The 19861-nt window shown below is 46.5% G+C and carries 20 protein-coding genes; 15 read left to right on the top strand and 5 right to left on the bottom strand.

Annotated features, from left to right (window positions below; all coding sequences use genetic code 11):
• Window positions 1-15: 15 nt before the first annotated feature.
• The 4 genes from L5M11_RS03725 to galU all read right to left on the bottom strand — a co-directional run bounded on the left by L5M11_RS03725 (window position 16) and on the right by galU (window position 3072).
• Window positions 16-465 (bottom strand): polymer-forming cytoskeletal protein, encoded by a 450-nt coding sequence (locus L5M11_RS03725; RefSeq protein WP_173245805.1) that lies wholly within the window; start codon window positions 463-465, stop codon window positions 16-18.
• A gap of 111 nt (window positions 466-576) precedes the next feature.
• On the bottom strand, window positions 577-1059 hold the full coding sequence (gene napF, locus L5M11_RS03730) for a ferredoxin-type protein NapF (protein WP_168823154.1): 483 nt from the start codon (window positions 1057-1059) through the stop codon (window positions 577-579).
• A gap of 91 nt (window positions 1060-1150) precedes the next feature.
• Window positions 1151-2164: a UDP-glucose 4-epimerase GalE gene (galE, locus tag L5M11_RS03735; RefSeq protein ID WP_263191394.1), complete on the bottom strand. Its 1014-nt coding sequence runs from the start codon at window positions 2162-2164 to the stop codon at window positions 1151-1153.
• Window positions 2164-3072, bottom strand: coding sequence for a UTP--glucose-1-phosphate uridylyltransferase GalU (gene galU / locus L5M11_RS03740; protein WP_028760578.1), 909 nt, complete (start codon window positions 3070-3072; stop codon window positions 2164-2166). The genes galE and galU overlap by 1 nt, the downstream gene beginning before the upstream one ends.
• 321 nt (window positions 3073-3393) lie before the next feature.
• On the opposite strand from galU, the gene phhA reads away from it, so the two are divergent.
• The 8 genes from phhA (at window position 3394) to ompW (ending at window position 11085) form a co-directional block, all read left to right on the top strand.
• A complete protein-coding gene (gene phhA, locus L5M11_RS03745; RefSeq protein WP_219250194.1) occupies window positions 3394-4194 on the top strand; it encodes a phenylalanine 4-monooxygenase in 801 nt (266 codons plus the stop codon).
• Between the two features lie 131 nt (window positions 4195-4325).
• Window positions 4326-4664, top strand: a complete 339-nt coding sequence (locus L5M11_RS03750) for a 4a-hydroxytetrahydrobiopterin dehydratase (protein ID WP_028760576.1) — start codon at window positions 4326-4328, stop codon at window positions 4662-4664.
• A gap of 268 nt (window positions 4665-4932) precedes the next feature.
• A complete protein-coding gene (gene tyrR, locus L5M11_RS03755; protein WP_263138118.1) occupies window positions 4933-6471 on the top strand; it encodes a transcriptional regulator TyrR in 1539 nt (512 codons plus the stop codon).
• Between the two features lie 384 nt (window positions 6472-6855).
• Window positions 6856-7842, top strand: a complete 987-nt coding sequence (locus tag L5M11_RS03760; RefSeq protein WP_028760574.1) for a fumarylacetoacetate hydrolase family protein — start codon at window positions 6856-6858, stop codon at window positions 7840-7842.
• An 87-nt stretch (window positions 7843-7929) separates the two neighbouring features.
• Window positions 7930-8580, top strand: a complete 651-nt coding sequence (maiA, locus tag L5M11_RS03765) for a maleylacetoacetate isomerase (protein WP_263138119.1) — start codon at window positions 7930-7932, stop codon at window positions 8578-8580.
• Between the two features lie 86 nt (window positions 8581-8666).
• On the top strand, window positions 8667-8957 hold the full coding sequence (locus L5M11_RS03770; RefSeq protein ID WP_263138120.1) for a hypothetical protein: 291 nt from the start codon (window positions 8667-8669) through the stop codon (window positions 8955-8957).
• A 52-nt stretch (window positions 8958-9009) separates the two neighbouring features.
• Window positions 9010-9666, top strand: coding sequence for a nucleotidyltransferase family protein (locus L5M11_RS03775; RefSeq protein WP_263184815.1), 657 nt, complete (start codon window positions 9010-9012; stop codon window positions 9664-9666).
• Between the two features lie 756 nt (window positions 9667-10422).
• Window positions 10423-11085, top strand: coding sequence for an outer membrane protein OmpW (ompW, locus tag L5M11_RS03780; protein WP_168823143.1), 663 nt, complete (start codon window positions 10423-10425; stop codon window positions 11083-11085).
• Between the two features lie 94 nt (window positions 11086-11179).
• Here the strand turns inward: ompW and L5M11_RS03785 are convergent, their stop codons facing one another.
• Entirely contained in the window at window positions 11180-11923 is a 744-nt protein-coding gene (locus L5M11_RS03785; RefSeq protein WP_131523783.1) for an SDR family NAD(P)-dependent oxidoreductase, read from the bottom strand.
• A gap of 117 nt (window positions 11924-12040) precedes the next feature.
• Between L5M11_RS03785 and L5M11_RS03790 the strand changes: the two genes are divergently transcribed.
• The 7 genes from L5M11_RS03790 to L5M11_RS03820 all read left to right on the top strand — a co-directional run bounded on the left by L5M11_RS03790 (window position 12041) and on the right by L5M11_RS03820 (window position 19834).
• Window positions 12041-12460, top strand: coding sequence for a YbaY family lipoprotein (locus L5M11_RS03790; protein ID WP_173245790.1), 420 nt, complete (start codon window positions 12041-12043; stop codon window positions 12458-12460).
• A gap of 70 nt (window positions 12461-12530) precedes the next feature.
• Window positions 12531-13472 carry a homoserine O-acetyltransferase MetA gene (gene metA / locus L5M11_RS03795; RefSeq protein WP_173245787.1) on the top strand — a complete coding sequence of 314 codons (942 nt, stop codon included), beginning with the start codon at window positions 12531-12533 and terminating at the stop codon, window positions 13470-13472.
• Between the two features lie 291 nt (window positions 13473-13763).
• Window positions 13764-14954, top strand: coding sequence for a thiolase family protein (locus L5M11_RS03800; protein WP_263191397.1), 1191 nt, complete (start codon window positions 13764-13766; stop codon window positions 14952-14954).
• A gap of 132 nt (window positions 14955-15086) precedes the next feature.
• Window positions 15087-16586, top strand: a complete 1500-nt coding sequence (locus L5M11_RS03805; RefSeq protein WP_105249702.1) for a CoA-acylating methylmalonate-semialdehyde dehydrogenase — start codon at window positions 15087-15089, stop codon at window positions 16584-16586.
• Window positions 16587-16674: 88 nt separating this feature from the next.
• The gene (locus tag L5M11_RS03810; RefSeq protein ID WP_113938930.1) at window positions 16675-17832 is read left to right on the top strand and encodes an acyl-CoA dehydrogenase family protein; all 1158 of its coding nucleotides are present in this window, start codon (window positions 16675-16677) and stop codon (window positions 17830-17832) included.
• Window positions 17833-17891: 59 nt separating this feature from the next.
• Window positions 17892-18665 carry an enoyl-CoA hydratase gene (locus L5M11_RS03815; RefSeq protein WP_011789976.1) on the top strand — a complete coding sequence of 258 codons (774 nt, stop codon included), beginning with the start codon at window positions 17892-17894 and terminating at the stop codon, window positions 18663-18665.
• Complete coding sequence (locus L5M11_RS03820; protein WP_198573586.1) at window positions 18665-19834, top strand: enoyl-CoA hydratase/isomerase family protein; 1170 nt, start codon at window positions 18665-18667, stop codon at window positions 19832-19834. Before L5M11_RS03815 ends, L5M11_RS03820 begins: the two co-directional genes overlap by 1 nt.
• Window positions 19835-19861 lie beyond the last annotated feature (27 nt).

Consider the following 19861-nt stretch of genomic DNA (forward strand, 5'->3'; position numbering starts at 1 on the left):
GTGATGCATTTCGGATTAACGAGATTCTATGACGTCGTTTTGCACGGACGGTAAGTTGAGTGAATCTGCTGTTGGTGTATGGCCTATTGCATGGGAATAAATGGTTGGTGCATCTTCTTTAATCCGCATCCCGATAAATTGGCCACCCTCAAGGATTTGCATTGAGGTACTTGCCACTTCGCCGTCGACAACACCATTACGTTGGATCACTAAACGCTCACAAATGAGTCTGCCTTTGAAGTGTCCATCGACGATAAATTCATGGCATTTTACTTCACCTTGAATTATACCGCCTTGTTCTATGGTGATATTGGCCTCAGAAAGCAGCTGACCTTGGATATCACCGCCAACAAGCACGTCGCCTGTTAATTCGATATTTCCCGTGAGTTTAGTGCCTCGAGCAATAAAGCTAAAAGAGGTACTTTTTTTAGGTGGGAAAAACAGTTTTTTTACAAACATCATCATAAATTAACTTAATTCGAGAAGGGATTAACTGAGTTCAACAGAGGCGCGATACTAGCTTAAAATCCATGAGAAGCACAGCTCTGCATGTGTTAATGCAATTACAGTGTTCTATCAAGTTGGTCGTTTTATCTCAATGGCTTTGCTAGGGCAAGGAGCTACGCAGGCACCGCATCCAGTACAAAGATCAAGGTCTATTTTGGGGCTCGGAGCCTGACCAATACTGAGCACAAAACTGATGGCTCTTGGTTCGCAGGCATCCTTACAACTTTGGCACCAGATCCCTTGAAAGGTTAAGCAGCTTTCTTGAATATGGGCTTGGTATTGCCAAGGTGCTTGAGTCAAATCGAAAATATTTTCAGGGCAAGCTTTAGCACACAGAGTACAAAATGTGCACTCATTGTCCTTAAAGGAGACTTCAGGAAATCCGCCATCACCTTTGATGATAATGTGAGTTTCACAAACCTCAAGACAGGCGGAACAACGAGTACACACATCGGTAAACTCGATATCATCACGTACCCAAGGCGGCCTTATCGCATTATCTTTACGCCGGCGAAAGAGGCTGCGACGGCTGTGATTAATACTTTGAGTCATGTTGCTCCTCGGGTGGTTAATGCTGTAAAGCGATGGTATTTAGAGGGTAAAGAAAAATGGCTTGGGAGATTTCCACAAGCCATTCAAGTTATTAGCCGTTATAACCATTCGGATTGGTTGATTGCCAATGCCAGCTACTGTTGGCCATATCTTCTAGGGTATGAGTCGCTTGCCAGCCAAGATCTTCCCTTGCGAGTGTTGGATCGGCGTAGCAGGCGGCAATATCCCCTGGGCGACGTGGCGCAATTTGGTAGGCAATGGTGTTACCACAGGCTTTTTCAAAGGCCTTAACCATGTCTAATACACTATATCCTTGGCCTGTGCCTAAGTTATAGGTCACTAGACCAGGTTTAGTGGCCAATTTTGCAAGCGCTTTTAAATGGCCATTGGCTAAATCTACGACATGGATATAGTCACGCACGCCAGTACCGTCGTGAGTCGGATAATCATTACCAAACACGCTTAAGGCGGTGCGTTTACCCACGGCAACCTGCGCAATAAAGGGCATTAAGTTGTTAGGGATATCGTTAGGATCTTCGCCGATTAAGCCACTGGCATGGGCGCCAACCGGATTAAAATAGCGCAGACGTGCGATATTCCAGCTCGGATCGGCATTGTGTACATCTGCCAATATATGTTCAACCATCAACTTAGACTGACCATAAGGGTTTGTTGCCCCTGTGGGAAAGTCTTCGGTGATCGGTAAACTTGCGGGATCGCCATACACAGTTGCCGATGAGCTGAATACGAGATTTTTTACCTTAAATTCTGCCATGACTTGGCAAAGGATAAGCGTACCCGTAACGTTATTCTCATAATACTTCAGGGGTTTTGCGACGGATTCTCCCACCGCTTTTAATCCTGCAAAGTGGATAACTGAATCAATAGCATGATCGTTAAACACTTTCTGCAATAACGCTTTATTGAGAATATCGCCTTGATAGAAAGTAACCGATTTACCAGTGATCCGCTCGACTCGGTTTAAGGCTTCTATGCTTGAATTAGACAAGTTGTCCAATACAATCAAATCATTACCAGCATTGAGCAGTTCTACTACTGTGTGGGTGCCAATATAGCCAGCACCACCGGTCACTAAAATCGTCATTACTTAATTCCTTTTACAACGGTTTTTAAATAGTGCGCAAAATCTTCACCGATTTCGCTGTGGCGCAGGGCATATTCAACGTTAGCACGCATATAACCTTGCTTGTTACCACAGTCATGGCTCTTACCTTCCATGTAGTAAGCATTTACGGTTTCTTGCTTCATTAACATCGCAATCGCATCAGTTAATTGAATTTCATCGCCTGCGCCCGCAGGGGTTTTAGCCAGTAGTGGCCAAATGCTGGCAGGTAACACATAACGGCCTACAACGGCTAAGTTGGACGGCGCTTCATCCACGGCTGGCTTCTCAACCAGTTCGACTAATGGCTCAGATTCACCCGGTTGTAAATCATGACCATTCACATCGGCAATACCGTATTGGTTGACGACGTTATGTGGCACGCCTTCCACCATGATTTGACCGACTTGGGTTTCATCAAACAGGGCAACCATAGCGGCTAAGTTATCGCTACGAAGGTCACAGCTGGCTTCATCTATGATCACATCCGGTAGCAATACGGCAAATGGTGCATCGCCGACGACAGATTTAGCACACAAAATCGCATGACCTAAGCCTTTAGCTTGAGATTGGCGCACGCTGATCACTGTTACATCTTTAGGACAAATAGATTGTACGGCTTCAAGTAACTGACGTTTAACGCGGCGTTCTAATTGGGCTTCTAATTCGAAACTGGTATCGAAATGGTTTTCGATAGAGTTTTTACTGGCGTGGGTCACGAGTACAATTTCTTTGATCCCAGCCGCGATAGCTTCACTGACTACATATTGAATCAATGGCTTATCAACAACGGGTAACATTTCCTTTGGAATTGCTTTGGTCGCTGGAAGCATACGAGTGCCTAGGCCTGCGACAGGAATAACGGCTTTACGAATTTGATGTTGTTTCATTGCGAACCTTTTAGGTCAAGGAGATGCGGTTAATGGCCAATATTGTAAATGACCTGCACAGAAAAGCTATTTAGAAACGCTGAAAACTTAGGATATTTAAGTATTTTTACAGTGAAGTCGACGTAAGTTTTAGCAAAGGTAGCACAGAGCATCTAATCCAGCATGGGTGATGTGCACTTGCATGGCATTTTTAATACCCTTGTAATATTTGCTTTACGTTTACGTCACAGTAGTGGTGCAAGAATAAAGTGTGAGGGAGTTAACAAATTTAAAGGCTTAGATCACTATGGTTCCATGAGCGCTAGCCACTAAGTGAAGACTATGACGAAAGGAACAGAGTACATCGCTCACAGAGCTGATGACACAGGGTTTATCAACTACCCGCAAGAAGAACATGAGATTTGGAGCCAGCTTTATGCCCGTCAAGCGATAAACCTGCCTGGCCGTGCCTGCAAGGAGTATTTGCAAGGGCTAGATGCCTTGGCTATGCCAAAGGATCGTATTCCGCAACTTACTGAAATTGATACTGTATTGCAAGCGACCACCGGCTGGAAAACGGCAGCCGTACCTGCGCTGATTTCCTTCGGCCGTTTCTTTGAACTGCTGGCCAATAAAGAGTTTCCTGTGGCGACATTCATTCGCCGTAAGGAAGAGTTTGATTACCTGCAAGAGCCTGATATTTTTCATGAAATATTTGGTCACTGCCCTTTGCTCACCAACCCTTCATTTGCCAATTTTTCACATATGTATGGCCAATTAGGTTTAAATGCCAGCAAAGAAGAAAGGGTATTTTTAGCGCGTTTATACTGGTTTACGGTTGAGTTTGGCTTGCTACAGCCTAAAGATGGCCCCTTGTGTATCTATGGTGGCGGTATTTTAAGCTCACCTGGTGAAACTTTATATGCAATGGAAAGTGACGTGCCAGAACGTCAGCCCTTTGATTTATTGAATGTGTTACGAACCCCATATCGCATTGATATTATGCAGCCGATTTATTATGTGATTGAGCACATTGATATGCTTGATGAAATTGCCAAAATGGACATCATGAGTTATGTCACTAAGGCACGTCAGTTAGGTTTATTTGCTCCTAAATATCCTCCCAAAGCCAAGGCGAGCTAGTCTCGATTCGATGGATAGTTTGATGTGTCATTTGAGTCGCCATCTAATTTAGTCATGTGATTTAAGTAATTAATAAGTAATGAGTAAAGTGCAACTGAATATCCCTATCAATGTTGCCAACAGGAGTATGTATGACTGCGTTATCGAATATGAAATGTGAAGCGTGCCAAGCCGATGCACCAAAAGTGACCGATGAAGAATTGGCAGAACTTATTCGTATGATCCCTGACTGGGGCGTGCAAGTGCGTGACGGCGTAATGCAGCTTGAGCGCGTCTACAAGTTTAAAAACTTTAAACTGGCGATGGTATTCACGAATAAGCTGGCGGATTTAGCGGAAGAAGAATTCCACCATCCAGGCATTTTCACTGAATGGGGCAAAGTGACTGTCACTTGGTGGTCGCACTCCATTAAGGGGCTACATAAGAATGACTTCATCATGGCCGCCAAGACAGACCAGTTGCTAGGTTAATTATTTAATCAATTTAATCAGCATCTTAATGTGTTTTATGATGCTGATTTTTTCTTCCTGTTACAATTCAACTGTAAACTAGGCTTGCCACTTTCAATTTAACCTTCTAACGTATACGGGCTCTGCTATTTCCCCTCATCGCTGACGTTTTCGTCAAAGGTAATGATTTGCCTAGCAAGCGTTATTTTTGTTGTAAAGCCTAAGGCGAAAAATAGCTCTGCACGGTTTATCCCCAAAATTCAAATCAAAAAAGGGAATATCAGTCATTATGCGCTTGGAAGTCAGCTGTCAGGATCGTGTTGGTTTAGCCAAAGATATCTTAGTCGTGTTAGAGCGTTATGGTATTAATTTAATTGCCATAGATGCCAGTAACCAAGGATTCCTGTACTTACAATTTGCCGAAATTAGTTTTGAAACTTTGAGTGCCTTGATGCCGCAGATCCGCAAAGTGGAAAGCGTGCACGATGTGCGTACGGTGTCATTTATGCCCTCAGAGCAAGAACATTACGCCCTTAAAACCCTGCTCAAAACCTTACCCGACTCCGTTTTTTCTATCGATGCCAAGGCACGTATCCGTATCGTTAATGAGTCCGCCTTGCTCAATATCGGCATGGGTGAGCACGAAGTGCTCGAAGAGTCGCTTAATCATTGGGTGCAAGGTTTTAACTTCAGCCGTTGGTTGAGTGAAGCACAAGTATTGGCCCAAGCGGCGCGGGTGCAAATTGGTCCGAATGAGTATCTTGCCGAAATGCTGCCGATTTACCTACCCGATGAGGATGAAAAAACCATCTTGGTTGGTGCTGTGGTGTCGCTGAAATCCCCTGCGCGCGTTGGAAAACAGTTTAACGCGCTGCAGAACCAAACCACTGGCTTTGAAAATGTATTAGCCAGCAGTGACAAGATGAAGGAAGTGCTTAAGCAAGCACGGCGTATGGCCCAGCTCGATGCACCTTTGTTGATCACGGGTGAAACGGGTACTGGCAAAGAATTAATGGCCAGAGCTAGCCATGATGCGGGGATGCGCCGTGAAAAACCTTTTATCGCCATCAACTGCGCCGCTCTGCCCGACAGCGCTGCCGAAGAAGAATTATTCGGTTACGTCAGTCAGGGTAAAGTCGTCAAACGAGGCTTTTTTGAAGAAGCTAAGGGGGGCACTGTATTTCTCGATGAAGTGGCGGAAATGTCTAGGGCGGCTCAAGTTAAGCTGCTACGGCTATTGCAAGATGGCACTTTTAGACGCATAGGGGGCGATGAAGAAGTACGTGCTGATGTGCGAATTATCTGCTCGACCCAGAAAAATTTAGCTGAACTATGCCAAACCGGTGAGTTTAGGGAAGATTTGTACTATCGCATCCATGTGTTGAGTTATCACATCCCGTCTTTACGCGAGCGTAAAGTCGATATCATTCCACTGACGGAAATGTTCCTCGAACATTACAGTCAACAGTTGTCTAGCCCAGTGCGACGGATTTCGGCCCAGTGCCGCGATCATTTGCTCACCTACGCTTGGCCAGGTAACGTACGCCAATTAAAGAACGCGGTATTTAGAGCCGTGTCTATGTGGGATGGGTCGGCCGAGTTGACGGTAGAACAGCTGAAATTGCCGTCATACGCCGAAGGTTTTGGTTACTTTGATAATGAGTTTGAGGGCAATCTCGACGATGCAATGAAGCAGTTTGAAGCGAGTCTGTTGCGTCGATTATATCCGGCCTATCCGAGCACTCGCCAGTTGGCGAAAAAGCTAGGTGTATCACACACAGCTATTGCTAATAAACTGCGTGAATACAAGATAGCCAAGCGCCGTTAGCCAGAGTCTCGTTGGGTTGACACAGTCAATGTAACAGTATCGTTCCACTTAGTTGCCGACTTTTCAGGCATATTGCTTACCGAGATATTGATAAGCGGTAACTAGGTTATAAACGTAATGATTAGTTTACAAAATGTGAAATAATTGACCTAAATGTGATTTTGGTCACGCTATAGGAATCTTGAGCTGCATCGGGTATTTCTACGCGCAACAAATACGTTAAAGCAAGTAAAAGCGCATGCCTCGTTGGCGCGAACTGCGTAACATGTATGCCCTTAATGAGTCAAAAAGTTCGATTTAAATCGCCGAATATAAGCTGGGTGACGTCGCGTGTTTTCCAGCACAATAAAATTGTACACCTAGCCGAAGAGCACTGGAGCCAATATGAAACTTGCAAGTTATAACAATGGTCGTCGTGATGGTCAGTTGATGTTAGTCAGCCGCGATCTCACTAAAACGGTTGCCGTTCCTGCCATTGCCCACACTATGCAGCAATTACTCGATGGTTGGGATTTACTGAGACCGCAATTGCAAGAATTGTACGATGCGTTAAATGAAGGCATGTTAGATAACGCGCAAGCGTTCGACGAAGCTAAGTGCTTGTCGCCATTACCGCGTGCTTACCAATGGGCCGATGGTAGCGCTTATGTGAATCACGTTGAGTTAGTCCGTAAAGCCCGTGGCGCAGAAATGCCAGAAACCTTTTGGACAGATCCGTTGTTTTATCAAGGTGGCTCAGACAGCTTTATTGCCCCTAAAGCGGATATCCCATTGGCGAGTGAAGACTGGGGTATCGATTTCGAATCTGAAATTGCGGTTATTACCGATGATGTGCCTATGGGCGTGAGCACTGACAATGCAGCTAAGCACATTAAATTGTTGATGCTAGTCAACGATGTGTCATTGCGTAACTTGATCCCTGGTGAGTTGGCGAAAGGCTTTGGTTTTTTCCAATCTAAACCATCGAGCAGTTTTTCGCCTGTGGCTGTGACACCGGATGAATTGGGTGTCCGTTGGGAAGATTCGAAAGTGCATTTACCGCTGATCACCTATTTAAATGGTGAATTATTTGGTCGTCCGAATGCAGGCGTTGATATGACCTTCAATTTCAGTCAGTTAGTTTCGCATGTTGCAAAAACCCGTCCATTGGGCGCAGGCGCGATTATTGGCTCTGGTACTATTTCTAACTATGACCGTAGCGCAGGTTCGAGCTGTTTAGCGGAAAAACGTATGTTAGAAGTGATTGCCGAAGGCAAAGCCACTACGCCATTTATGCGTTTTGGTGACACAGTGCGTATCGAAATGCTCGATGATAATGATGTAACCATTTTTGGTTCTATCGATCAAAAAGTGGTTGAATACAAAGCCTAAGGCTTTCCCTTAAAGGGCGACACCGACTCAAACTAACGGGGCTTAATTGCCCCGTTTTTATACTGACTTTTATAAGGACATGAAAATATGAAACTTTACGGTTATTGGCGTTCCAGTGCAGCCTATCGGGTTCGAATTGCCCTTAATCTCAAGGGGATTTCAGCCGAACAGTTTTCAGTACATCTCGTACGTGATGGCGGCGAGCAACATAAAGCTGCCTACATTGCGCTTAATCCTTTAGAGTTAGTGCCAACCTTAGTGGTGGATGATGAGCTGGATGTGGATGCCTTGTCGCAATCTTTAGCGATTATCGAATATCTTGATGAGATACATCCACAGTCGCCATTACTGCCTGCATCGGCTCTTGAACGTGCCCACGTGCGCGCTATGGCACTTACGGTCGCCTGTGAGATCCATCCATTAAACAACTTGCGGGTATTGCAGTATTTAACGCAAACCTTAGGTGCTGATGACACCGCCAAAAATACTTGGTATCACCATTGGGTCGCAAGTGGTTTTACGGCCTTAGAAACCTTGTTAACACGGCATTGCGGTCGTTATTGCTTTGGGAATGCCGTGACATTAGCCGACTTATGTTTAGTACCGCAGGTGTATAACGCCCAGCGTTTTAATGTGGATTTAACGCCTTATCCCAATATCATGCGCGTGTGGGCCGAGTGTAATCAGCTTGAAGCCTTTGCCAATGCTGCGCCAGAGCGCCAAGCGGATGCGGTGTAACGAATTGCGCGGATAAGGTTTTTACGAATAGAAAGAATGGATGATGAGACTTGCTTTGCGAGTCTAATCTCAGCGATGGAGTTTAAATGCTTTTCAGTAAAAAATGTCCGTATTGCAAAGGTAAACTCGGCGCTAAGGATGTGCCGATTAAGGAAGGACGCTGCTGCCATTGTGATAAGCCGATACTGTACAAACTCAATGTAATAAAATGGATGCTACTGTTCATGCCCATCTTTACTGTTAGCATTAATCTGCTAGACAAAGATGTCTATGGGTTTTGGATTTGTTTTGCGGTAATGGCACCGATTTATAGTCTCGTTTATTTACTCTGTCATGAGGTCGTAAAGTGCTCAGAAACCGATGGCGAAGTGGAGTAAGCTTAATGTCTTTCCCGTGTTTTTATCTGATATTGAAGCGGGCGATACTGTTATGAGTGGTGCTACGAATAATGTTATGAATGATGCAATGAGTGAAGCAGCGCTAGAGCATCAATTACTTGAATGGATAGCTCAAGACTGCGAGCGGGTGAGGGCGCTTGAACTCGCGCTTCAATGTGCCAAAGTACACTCAATGCCGCAGTGGTGTCTGGCGGCGGGATTTGTCCGTAATTTAGTCTGGGATCGCTTGCACGAATTTGAGTTGAGTCCACTGAACGATATCGATCTGATCTATTTTTGCCCTTTAGATATTAGCCCTGAGCGGGATCTGGCGATTGAAACCTATCTTCATCAGCTTGCCCCTGAGTTACCTTGGTCGGTTAAGAATCAGGCGCGCATGCATAGTCGCAATCAAGACATGGCTTACACATCTTGTATTGATGCTATGGCTCATTGGCCAGAGTTAGAAACCGCGGTTGGGGTGGGTTTAAAATCTCATGTTGAGACAGATACTCAGGTAGATGCAGAGACTGATCATCATTGCACGCATTACGGTATTGAGCTGGTGGTTCCCTTTGGGCTGAACTCTCTGTTTGCCCTCAAATTGAGCGCCAATCCAAAGCGATCATTACCAGTGTTTCATCACAGAGTCGCGACTAAGGGCTGGCTAACTCGCTATCCTTTGCTTACGTGTTGTTACTCAAGCTAATCTTCTCACTTTCTTATTCGTTCAGTCTAAAACTGACTTAACCGCCTCACACTGTCATTCCATGCAATCTAGTTATCTAACATGATAGGTATCATCCTCAAGCCGTTTTTATTTGTCCATTTTTTGTTTTTATCCTAATACCAATCGTATTAAATATCTGTTCATTCAGCGGGAGTTCAACGCGCTTTAGACAAGGCGAAGGCTTGAAGGCATAGTGGTGCTCTGTCGAAAGCCTTAAACGCAGTATAAAGCGCGTTGCCATGCCGTTAACATCAGCCGCCCTTCGGGAGCCACACAGGCATCCCACTCCGGTGTTGCATTGACTTAAAAGGGAATAACCATTTTTGCGTCAATGCGCCTTGGATTGAGATGCCTGTGAGGCTCTGAACTGATTAGATATTTAATGTGATTGGTATCATTTAACTTGTCTCTATAATTTGAAATTAATGTTCAAATAACCTCTTAGTTAAGTGCTTTTCATTGTTACTAAAATGTTTATGGTGTTATTGATCACTACCTCTTGCGGTAGTCATTAGTGATGGCTAATACAACACTTAGCTCACAGAAAACAAAGGGGTATTGTCAATAAATGTTTGAATTTCGTGATTCAGCTCCCATGTGTAGTACCTATAAGTGAGTATTGCTCACTCACTTTGATTTGGGTCAATAAATCAGCCGCATATCTCTGGCAGTGTAGGTGTCAATTGTTAAGGATGTAATACAAAACAAAAACCTATGTTGTACATATGGAGTATGATGATGAATAAAAACACTGTTTCTACACTGGTCGCTGCCACCCTTTTAGCCGCTGGTTTTTCTGCCTCTGTATCAGCCCACCAAGCGGGTGACATTATTGTTCGTGCGGGTGCTGTTGTTGTTGCGCCAAATGAATCAAGCCAAGATGTAGTTATACCTGGTGTAGGCAATCTTGGCGAATTCCAAGTGAGTAATAATACTCAAGTGGGTTTGAACTTCGGTTATATGTTGACTGATAACTTCGGGGTTGAGTTATTAGCAGCAACGCCTTTTAGCCACGATGTCTCTTTGGCTGGCGTAGGTAAGATTGCTGAAACTAAGCATTTACCACCCACTTTAGTGGCGCAGTACTACTTTGGTGATGCACAGTCTAAATTACGCCCATACGTGGGTGTTGGTGTGAACTATACTAATTTCTTCGACAATGAGTTTACTAATGATTTAGGTGGTGCGTTAACGGATTTAAGCATGAGCACTTCCTGGGGCTTAGCGGCACAAGCGGGTGTTGATTATCAAGTTAACAAAAACTGGTTAGTGAACGCTTCCGTGTGGTACGCCAAAATTGATAGTGACGTTAAATTTAAATACCAAGGTACCCCAGTTACCATCGAAACCGATATTGATCCATGGGTTTATATGGTCAGCGTGGGTTACACTTTCTAATCCACTGATTAGATAAGCGTAAAAAAGGAGCCTTAGGCTCCTTTTTCGTTTCTGCACTTTTTATCGTAATATTTTCTACTTTGGCTAAGCCGATTTAGCGCTTTGGCTTTTTAGCTTTCCAGTGGCGAGTGTTATAGATAAATTCGGGTAATAATACGGTGAGCCAAGCGACGAGGCGCCAGCGTTTGGTCACATAGACGCGGCGTTTGCCTTGTTTCATTGCCTTGATGATTTGCGCTGCGACTTGTGGCAATGGTGCAAGCCACATCGCACTTTGCTGCATAGCGGCTTTATCGAGCAAACCAAGTTGGATATCGGTAATCGTAATCGGTAGCTTAAGGCGCTGAGCATGCATACTTAAGCCCTCAAGGTAATTCTGCCCAAAGGCTTTTGAGGCGTGATAGGCCACACTCGGCCCGCCGCGCAGGCCCGCAATCGAGTTGATTGCCGCCAGTTGTCCATAACCTTGCTCGCGAAATAGTCTAAATGCCGTATTGCAGATGGCAGCAAAACCTCTCACATTGACATCGATAATGTCTTGCTCCGGTAGCCAAGGCAACTCGGGGTCATAGCTATTGAGGCCTGTATTGACTAAGACTAAGTGTGCGCCGCCAAGACTTTGCCAGACTGATTCAAGTTGGTTGATGATGGCTTGAGGTTGTTCAATTTGAAGTGCAAAAACTTGTACTTTTGTTGGCAAGGATAAGGCAAAATCGCGCAGTGATTCTGGATCTTGGGCGAATAGGACTAATTCAACCTGTTGATCTGCCAATTGCTTTGCAAGTTCACGACTTAATTGTGAGCTAGCTCCCACAATGATTGCAGTTGCTTGGGTCATAGATTTTTCGGCAACGAAATGGTGGCTTATGATAGAAAGTTATGTTCACCAAGACAAGATTTATAGCTTGGGCGTATGGACATCTAGAAGTCTTTATGTATGATTAGGAGAAACAAAATGAACAAATGGTTGCGTTTAAGCGCGTTGAGATTAACAGCCTTAGCATTAATGGCCGTAATGGGGGTGTTATCGGGTTGTGCGACACCGAATGCTATCGTTGAGATAAAAGGCGAGACCTTATATCGCGAACGGATAGCCTTACCTGCCGATGCTAAGGTCATAGTGCAACTGCTTGATGTCTCAAAAATGGATGTGCCAGCCATAGTGATGGCGGAGCGCGTGCAACAAGGTGCTGCGACACCCGCGCCATTCAGTTTTGCGATTGGTAGCGATCAGTTCCAACCCGGTCACACTTATGCCATAGGTGCCCGGATTATGTTGGGTGATAAGTTATTGTTTATTAATACTCAAGCCTATCATATTGATCTCAATTCCACTGAGCCAATGACGATACTGCTAGAGAAAGTCGGTGGCTAGTTAGCCCGCTCAAAAGTGAGCTGACATACGCGCCGAATCCGTTAGTATTTACGAACAGAAGAGGCGCGGTATGCCGGTTAGAATTCCAGATCATCTGCCCGCAGCAGGGGTGTTAGAGTCAGAAAATATTTTCGTTATGTCCGAGACGCGGGCGGCGAATCAAGATATCAGGCCGATGAAGGTGCTGATTTTGAACTTGATGCCGAACAAAATCGAGACTGAAACCCAGTTATTGCGCTTACTGGGTAACACGCCTTTACAAGTCGATGTGGATTTACTGCGCATTCACGACAAAGAATCCAAGCATACTTCCATCGACCACATGAATACTTTTTACCGTGACTTTGAAGCCGTGCGCCATAAAAATTATGACGGTCTTATCATCACAGGCGCGCCGCTTGGGCAAATCGATTTCGAAGATGTGGTTTATTGGGATCATATCCGTGAAATCATCGACTGGTCCCAAGAGCATGTCACCTCAGTGTTGTTTTTATGCTGGGCAGCCCATGCGGGCTTGTATCATCTCTATGGTTTAAATCGAAAAATATTGCAACAGAAGCGTTCTGGCGTATTTGTACATAGGCGCACTTGTCAGCATTTCCCACTGCTACGTGGTTTTGATGATGAGTTCTTTGCACCCCATTCGCGTTTTGCCGAGATGGATGTGGAAGAAATTAGACAACACCCGCAGTTGCAAGTGTTAGCCGAATCTGATGAGGCTGGGGCCTATTTGGTGTTAAGTCGCAATAACCGTAACTTGTTTGTAATGGGTCACCCTGAATATCAAAAATCGACTTTAAACGATGAATACCATAGGGATTTAGCCCAAGGCTTAACGCCAAATGTGCCACAAAACTATTATCGAAATAATAATCCAGAAGCCGAAGCCATTGCCCGCTGGCACAGCCACGGTAGTTTGTTGGTCAGTAATTGGCTCAATTATTACGTTTACCAGTTAACGCCTTATGACTTAAGTGATATGACGGCGATGACACCGTGGGAATCGCGCTAAGGTTTTGTTTAGCCTTTTATGGTGATGTGGTCACATGGATGTGACCTAAGCTGATACCCAAAAGCCCTTAATTTATCTCTCCCTTAGATGCTGTTGTCCACGCTTGACTGTGCTTAATCCCTGCCTCGCTGTAAATCCTTACTGACAATTTTCACCCGATAAAATCGACACATTAGACCAAGGAATACTTGCTTTACGTTCGCGTAAACGTCAGAGTGGTTTTATTGTCGATTTTATTAAACGTCCCGAGGCTGGTACTAGGCTTCGTGGTCAATTTAGGTTGGAGCCTTCATGAGTACTGAAGCGTTAAATCAAGATATCGTTATCGTTGCCGCTAAACGCACCCCTATGGGCGGGTTTCAAGGCAACTTATCATCCGTAGCATCACCCATGCTAGCCGCGACGGCCATTAAGGGCTTGTTAGCGGAAACACAATTGGCGGGTGAACATGTCGATGAAGTCTTGATGGGCTGCGTATTACCCGCAGGCTTAGGTCAAGCGCCTGCGCGTCAGGCAACCTTAGGTGCGGGATTACCCTTATCCGTTGGTGCGACCACAGTGAACAAGGTCTGTGGCTCAGGCATGAAGACGGTCATGTTAGCCCATGACTTGATTAAAGCGGGCAGTGCAAAAGTGGTGATCGCCGGCGGCATGGAAAGTATGAGCCAAGCGCCGTATCTATTAGATAAAGCCCGAAGCGGCATGCGCATGGGCCATGGCAAAGTGCTCGACCATATGTTTTTAGATGGTCTTGAGGATGCTTATACTGGCGGCGCCATGGGAACGTTTGCCCAGAAAACCGCCGATGAATTCGGTATCACCCGCGAGCAGATGGATGCTTTCGCCCTAAGCTCGCTCGAAAAAGCCAATGCCGCGATTAACTCGGGTGCCTTTAAGGCCGAAATTACGCCTGTCACAGTTAGTGATCGTCGCGGTGATGTGACTATCGATACCGACGAGCAACCCGGTAATGCCCGCCCTGAAAAAATTCCTACGCTGCGCCCAGCCTTTACCAAAGATGGCACTATCACAGCGGCCAACTCTAGCTCGATTTCCGATGGCGCAGCCGCATTGATGCTGACCTCGCGTGGCGAAGCTGAGCGTTTAGGTTTAACTGTGTTAGCAACCATTAAAGGTCACACGACCCACGCCCAAGAGCCTTCACTCTTTACCACTGCACCGGTTGGCGCTATGGCGAAATTGCTGGCTAATGTGGGTTGGTCAACGGATGAAGTCGATTTATTTGAAATCAACGAAGCCTTCGCCATGGTGACTATGCTTGCCGTGTCTGAACTGGGTTTAGATGTAGCTAAAGTTAACGTCAATGGCGGCGCCTGCGCTTTAGGTCATCCTATTGGCTGCTCGGGTTCACGTTTGCTGGTGACCTTAATCCATGCATTAAAAGCCCGCGGCCTTAAACGCGGTGTTGCCTCGCTGTGTATCGGCGGTGGTGAAGCAACAGCGATGGCTATAGAGGTCTAATCGCTTAACGTTTTAGTTAAATCAACAAGACTTAAATCAACAAGACGGGGCTGGCAAGGGCAATCACTTCCCTTGAGGATAATCATAATATCGCACCGCCAGCCCATCACTCTACAAGGAAAGGATTGCAACATGACCACACAAGTAAAGCATTACATTGACGGCGAGTTTATTCAAGGTACGGGCACATCACAGATTATTGTCACCAATCCCGCGAATAACTCGCCGATTGCTGTGATTAATGCTGCCACTAGCGAAGAAGTTCACGCTGCGATTGCTAGCGCCAAAGCGGCCTTTAAAACCTGGAAAGAAGTGCCAGTGTCTGAACGCGCGCGCGTCATGTTGCGTTATCAACATCTGCTAAAAGAACATCACGACGAACTGGCGACCATTCTTGCAAAGGAAACCGGTAAAACCTTTGAAGATGCCAAGGGCGATGTATGGCGCGGTATCGAAGTCGCTGAACACGCCTGTAACGTAGCGTCATTATTGATGGGTGAAACCGTCGAGAACGTCGCGCGTTCAATTGACACTTACAGCTACACTCAACCGCTCGGTGTGTGTGCCGGTATTACGCCATTTAACTTCCCTGCGATGATCCCGTTATGGATGTTCCCACTGTCGATTGCCTGCGGTAACACTTTCATTTTAAAGCCTTCAGAACAAGATCCTATGACGCCGCAGCGCCTGGTTGAGCTGTTTGTTGAGGCGGGCGCACCTAAAGGCGTATTGCAATTAGTGCACGGTGATAAAACAGCCGTAGATATCCTGCTGGCAGACCCTGCGATTAAAGCCATTTCCTTTGTCGGTTCTGTGGCTGTGGGTCAATATATTTATAAAACAGGTACCGATAACTTAAAACGCGTGCAAGCCTTTGCGGGCGCGAAAAACCACTGCGTGATTATGCCTGATGCAAACAAACAGCAAGTGATCAACAACTTAGTCGGCGCTTCTGTTGGCGCGGCGGGTCAGCGTTGTATGGCGATTTCGGTTGCCGTGTTTGTTGGTGCCGCTAAAGAGTGGATCCCAGAATTAAAAGAAGCGTTAGCCAAAGTTCGCCCAGGTTTATGGGACGATAAAGAAGCGGGTTATGGTCCAGTTATCAGCCCTGCAGCTAAGGCGCGGGTGCTTAAACTTATCGCCCAAGGTAAAGCCGAAGGCGCCGAGTGTTTACTCGATGGCAGCGATTTTACCGTGGAAGGTTATGAATCCGGTAATTGGATTGGCCCAACCATGTTCGATAAAGTCACCACTGAGATGAGCATTTACAAGGAAGAAATCTTTGGCCCTGTACTGTGTTGTATGGAATCAGACTCCTTAGAAGCCGCCATCGAATTAGTTAACGCCAGCCCTTATGGCAACGGCACGTCTATCTTTACCGCTAGCGGTGCCGCTGCCCGTAAATATCAACATGAAATCGAAGTCGGCCAAGTGGGGATTAACGTGCCTATTCCTGTGCCATTACCTTTCTTCTCATTTACCGGTTGGAAGGGCAGTTTCTATGGCGATCAACATGCCTACGGTAAGCAAGCGGTGCGTTTCTATACCGAGACCAAGACCATCACTTCCCGCTGGTTTGAGTCCGATATCGCCGTAGCTTCAACGCCAAATATGAGCATTAACTTACGCTAAGCTCGGTGATTAATCGATAAACCACGGCGTCTTTACGGCGCCCAATTTATTCAATAAAAAAGTGACCACAGAGTCATAGGAGAGCCAAATGGATTTTAATTTCAACGATGACCAACGTCAGTTTGCCGATCTTGCGCGCCAGTTTGCCGCGGAAGAATTAACCCCGTTCGCCGCCAAGTGGGATGAAGAACATCATTTCCCCAAAGACGTGATCCAAAAAGCCGGTGAGCTAGGTTTTTGCTCTCTGTATTCGCCAGAATCCGAAGGTGGCATGGGTTTATCGCGCCTCGATGCCTCGATTATTTTTGAAGAACTTGCCAAGGGCTGCACTGCAACCACAGCCATGCTGACCATTCACAATATGGCGACTTGGATGGTGACGACTTGGGGCACTGAAACCCTGCGTCAGACTTGGTCCGAGCCGTTAACCACAGGGCAGATGTTAGCGTCATATTGTTTAACTGAGCCGGGTGCGGGTTCGGACGCCGCATCTTTGCAAACCAAAGCGGTGCGCGACGGTGATGAATATGTGATTTCAGGCTCGAAAATGTTTATCTCAGGCGCGGGCGCCACTGAGCTTTTAGTCGTGATGTGCCGTACGGGTCAAGCTGGGCCTAAGGGGATTTCGGCCATTGCGATTCCGGCGGATGCCGCTGGCGTTATTTATGGTAAAGCTGAAGATAAAATGGGTTGGAATGCCCAGCCGACCCGTCAAATCACCTTTGAAAACGTGCGCGTGCCAGTAGCGAACTTGCTCGGTGAAGAAGGCCAAGGTTTTGCTTTCGCGATGAAAGGCTTAGACGGCGGTCGCATCAATATCGCTACCTGTTCTGTGGGGACGGCGCAGTCGGCTTTAGAGCGCGCAACTCAGTATATGAATGAGCGTCAGCAATTTGGTAAACCGTTAGCGGCTTTCCAAGCGCTGCAATTTAAGCTTGCCGATATGGCGACAGAATTAGTCGCAGCCCGCCAAATGGTGCGTCTTGCGGCATTTAAACTCGATAGTGGCGATCCTGAAGCCACGGCTTATTGCGCTATGGCGAAACGCTTTGCCACTGATGTGGGGTTTCAAGTCTGCGATGCGGCGCTGCAAATTCATGGTGGATATGGTTATATAAGGGAGTACCCGCTGGAACGTCATTTCCGTGATGTGCGTGTGCATCAGATTTTAGAAGGCACTAACGAAATTATGCGCTTAATTATCGCCCGTCGTTTACTCGATGAAAATGCAGGACAAATCCTGTAATTCAACTCGCAATATGCGTGACTTACAGGTCGGCGATAACTGAAAAGGAGTCTATAAAGATGGAATATTTAGTTGAACGTATCGAAGGCCACACGGCGATTCTGACCATGAACAATCCGCCAGCCAACACTTGGACCGCCGAGAGTTTGCAGGCGCTTAAAGCCAAAGTGCTTGAGCTGAATGCCAATAAAGAGATTTACGCCTTAGTGTTAACGGGCCAAGGGCAAAAGTTCTTCTCCGCTGGCGCCGATTTAAAACTGTTTAGCGATGGTGACAAAGGTAATGCGGCAACGATGGCAAAGCATTTTGGTGAAGCCTTTGAAACCTTAAGCCAATTCCGCGGTGTGTCGATTGCCGCGATTAACGGTTATGCCATGGGCGGCGGCTTAGAAGTCGCGTTGGCCTGCGATATTCGTATCGCCGAAATTCAAGCTGTAATGGCATTACCCGAAGCGACGGTCGGTTTATTACCCTGTGCGGGTGGCACTCAAAATCTGACCGCATTAGTCGGTGAAGGGTGGGCTAAACGGATGATTTTATGCGGCGAGCGTATCGATGCGACTCAAGCATTGAATCTACGTTTAGTGGAAGAAGTGGTTGATACTGGCGAAGCGCTTAATGCGGCAATCGCGTTGGCCGTTAAAGTCGCTAACCAAAGCCCAAGCAGCGTCACAGCGTGCAAGACACTTATTCAAGCGGGGCGCACTATGGCGCGTAGCCAAGCGCTACCGATTGAGCGTGAGTTATTTGTCGGATTATTTGATACTGAAGATCAGGCCGAAGGCGTGAATGCGTTTTTAGGGAAACGTAAAGCTGAGTGGAGAAACCGCTAATGACGAATGTAGTAGATAATGACGTGGTCGAGCATGTCGCAAATCAGGTCAAGACCACACAAAATGTGGTTTTTCAAACCTTAGCCACTGCTTCTGGCAAATTGGTTGGGGTGGTCACACTCAATGTGGAAAAAGCCCTCAATGCCTTAGATTTAGGCATGGTGCGCGCTATGACGGCGCAGCTTAATCTGTGGAAGAAAGATCCCCTTATCGCTTGCATCGTATTAGATGGCAGCGGTGAGAAGGCATTTTGTGCCGGGGGTGATGTGCGCGCTTTATACCATGCTTCCATTGCCGCTAATGGGCAAGTGACTGAGGAAGCAAAGGTTTTCTTCGAAGAGGAATATCGCCTCGATTATCTACTGCATACCTTTGGCAAACCTGTGTTGGTGTGGGGCGATGGCATAGTCATGGGCGGCGGCCTCGGTTTGATGGCGGGCGCGAGCCACAGAGTCGTTACCGAAACCTCGCGTATCGCTATGCCAGAGGTGACTATCGGCCTGTATCCCGATGTGGGCGGCAGTTATTTCCTTAATCGTATGCAGGGCAAGATGGGATTGTTTTTGGGATTGACTGCCTATCAACTCAATGCCGCCGATGCCTGTTATGTGGGCCTTGCGGATCATTACCTGAACCGCGACGACAAAGAGCTGATGTTTGATGCCATGGCAACCTTAGATTGGAGTGATACGCCAGCTCTTAATCATCAACGTTTAGATAGCATGATCAACGAGCTGTCTAATCAAGTGGATATTCCGAAGGGCGACAGTGTATTAGCCGAAAGCCAAGACATAATCGACAGGCTTATGGCGGGCAGTCTGCAGGATATTGCAGCACGCATGTCAACTCTGGTATCGGAAGAAAAGTGGTTAATGAAAGCGCGGGACACCTTCCTTGCGGGTAGCCCTATCAGCTGGCACTTGGTCTATATCCAAGGGCAGTTAGGGACTAAGCTTAGCTTAGCTCAATGTTTCAAATGGGAGTTAACCGCAAGTGTTAACGTGTGTGCCCACGGTGATTTCTGCGAAGGCGTTCGTGCACTCTTGATTGATAAAGACAAGAAACCGCAATGGCGTTTTAAGGATGTTAACTCAGTACCCACAGCGGTACTTGAGCAAATATTGGCTTCCCCATGGGGCGAGGCGCATCCCTTTAACCAACTGAGTTAAGCGTTTAAGGGCCGAGTTGGCTAAGCG

It is taken from the genome of Shewanella sp. SM87 (assembly GCF_025653705.1).
Lineage (GTDB): Bacteria > Pseudomonadota > Gammaproteobacteria > Enterobacterales > Shewanellaceae > Shewanella > Shewanella oncorhynchi.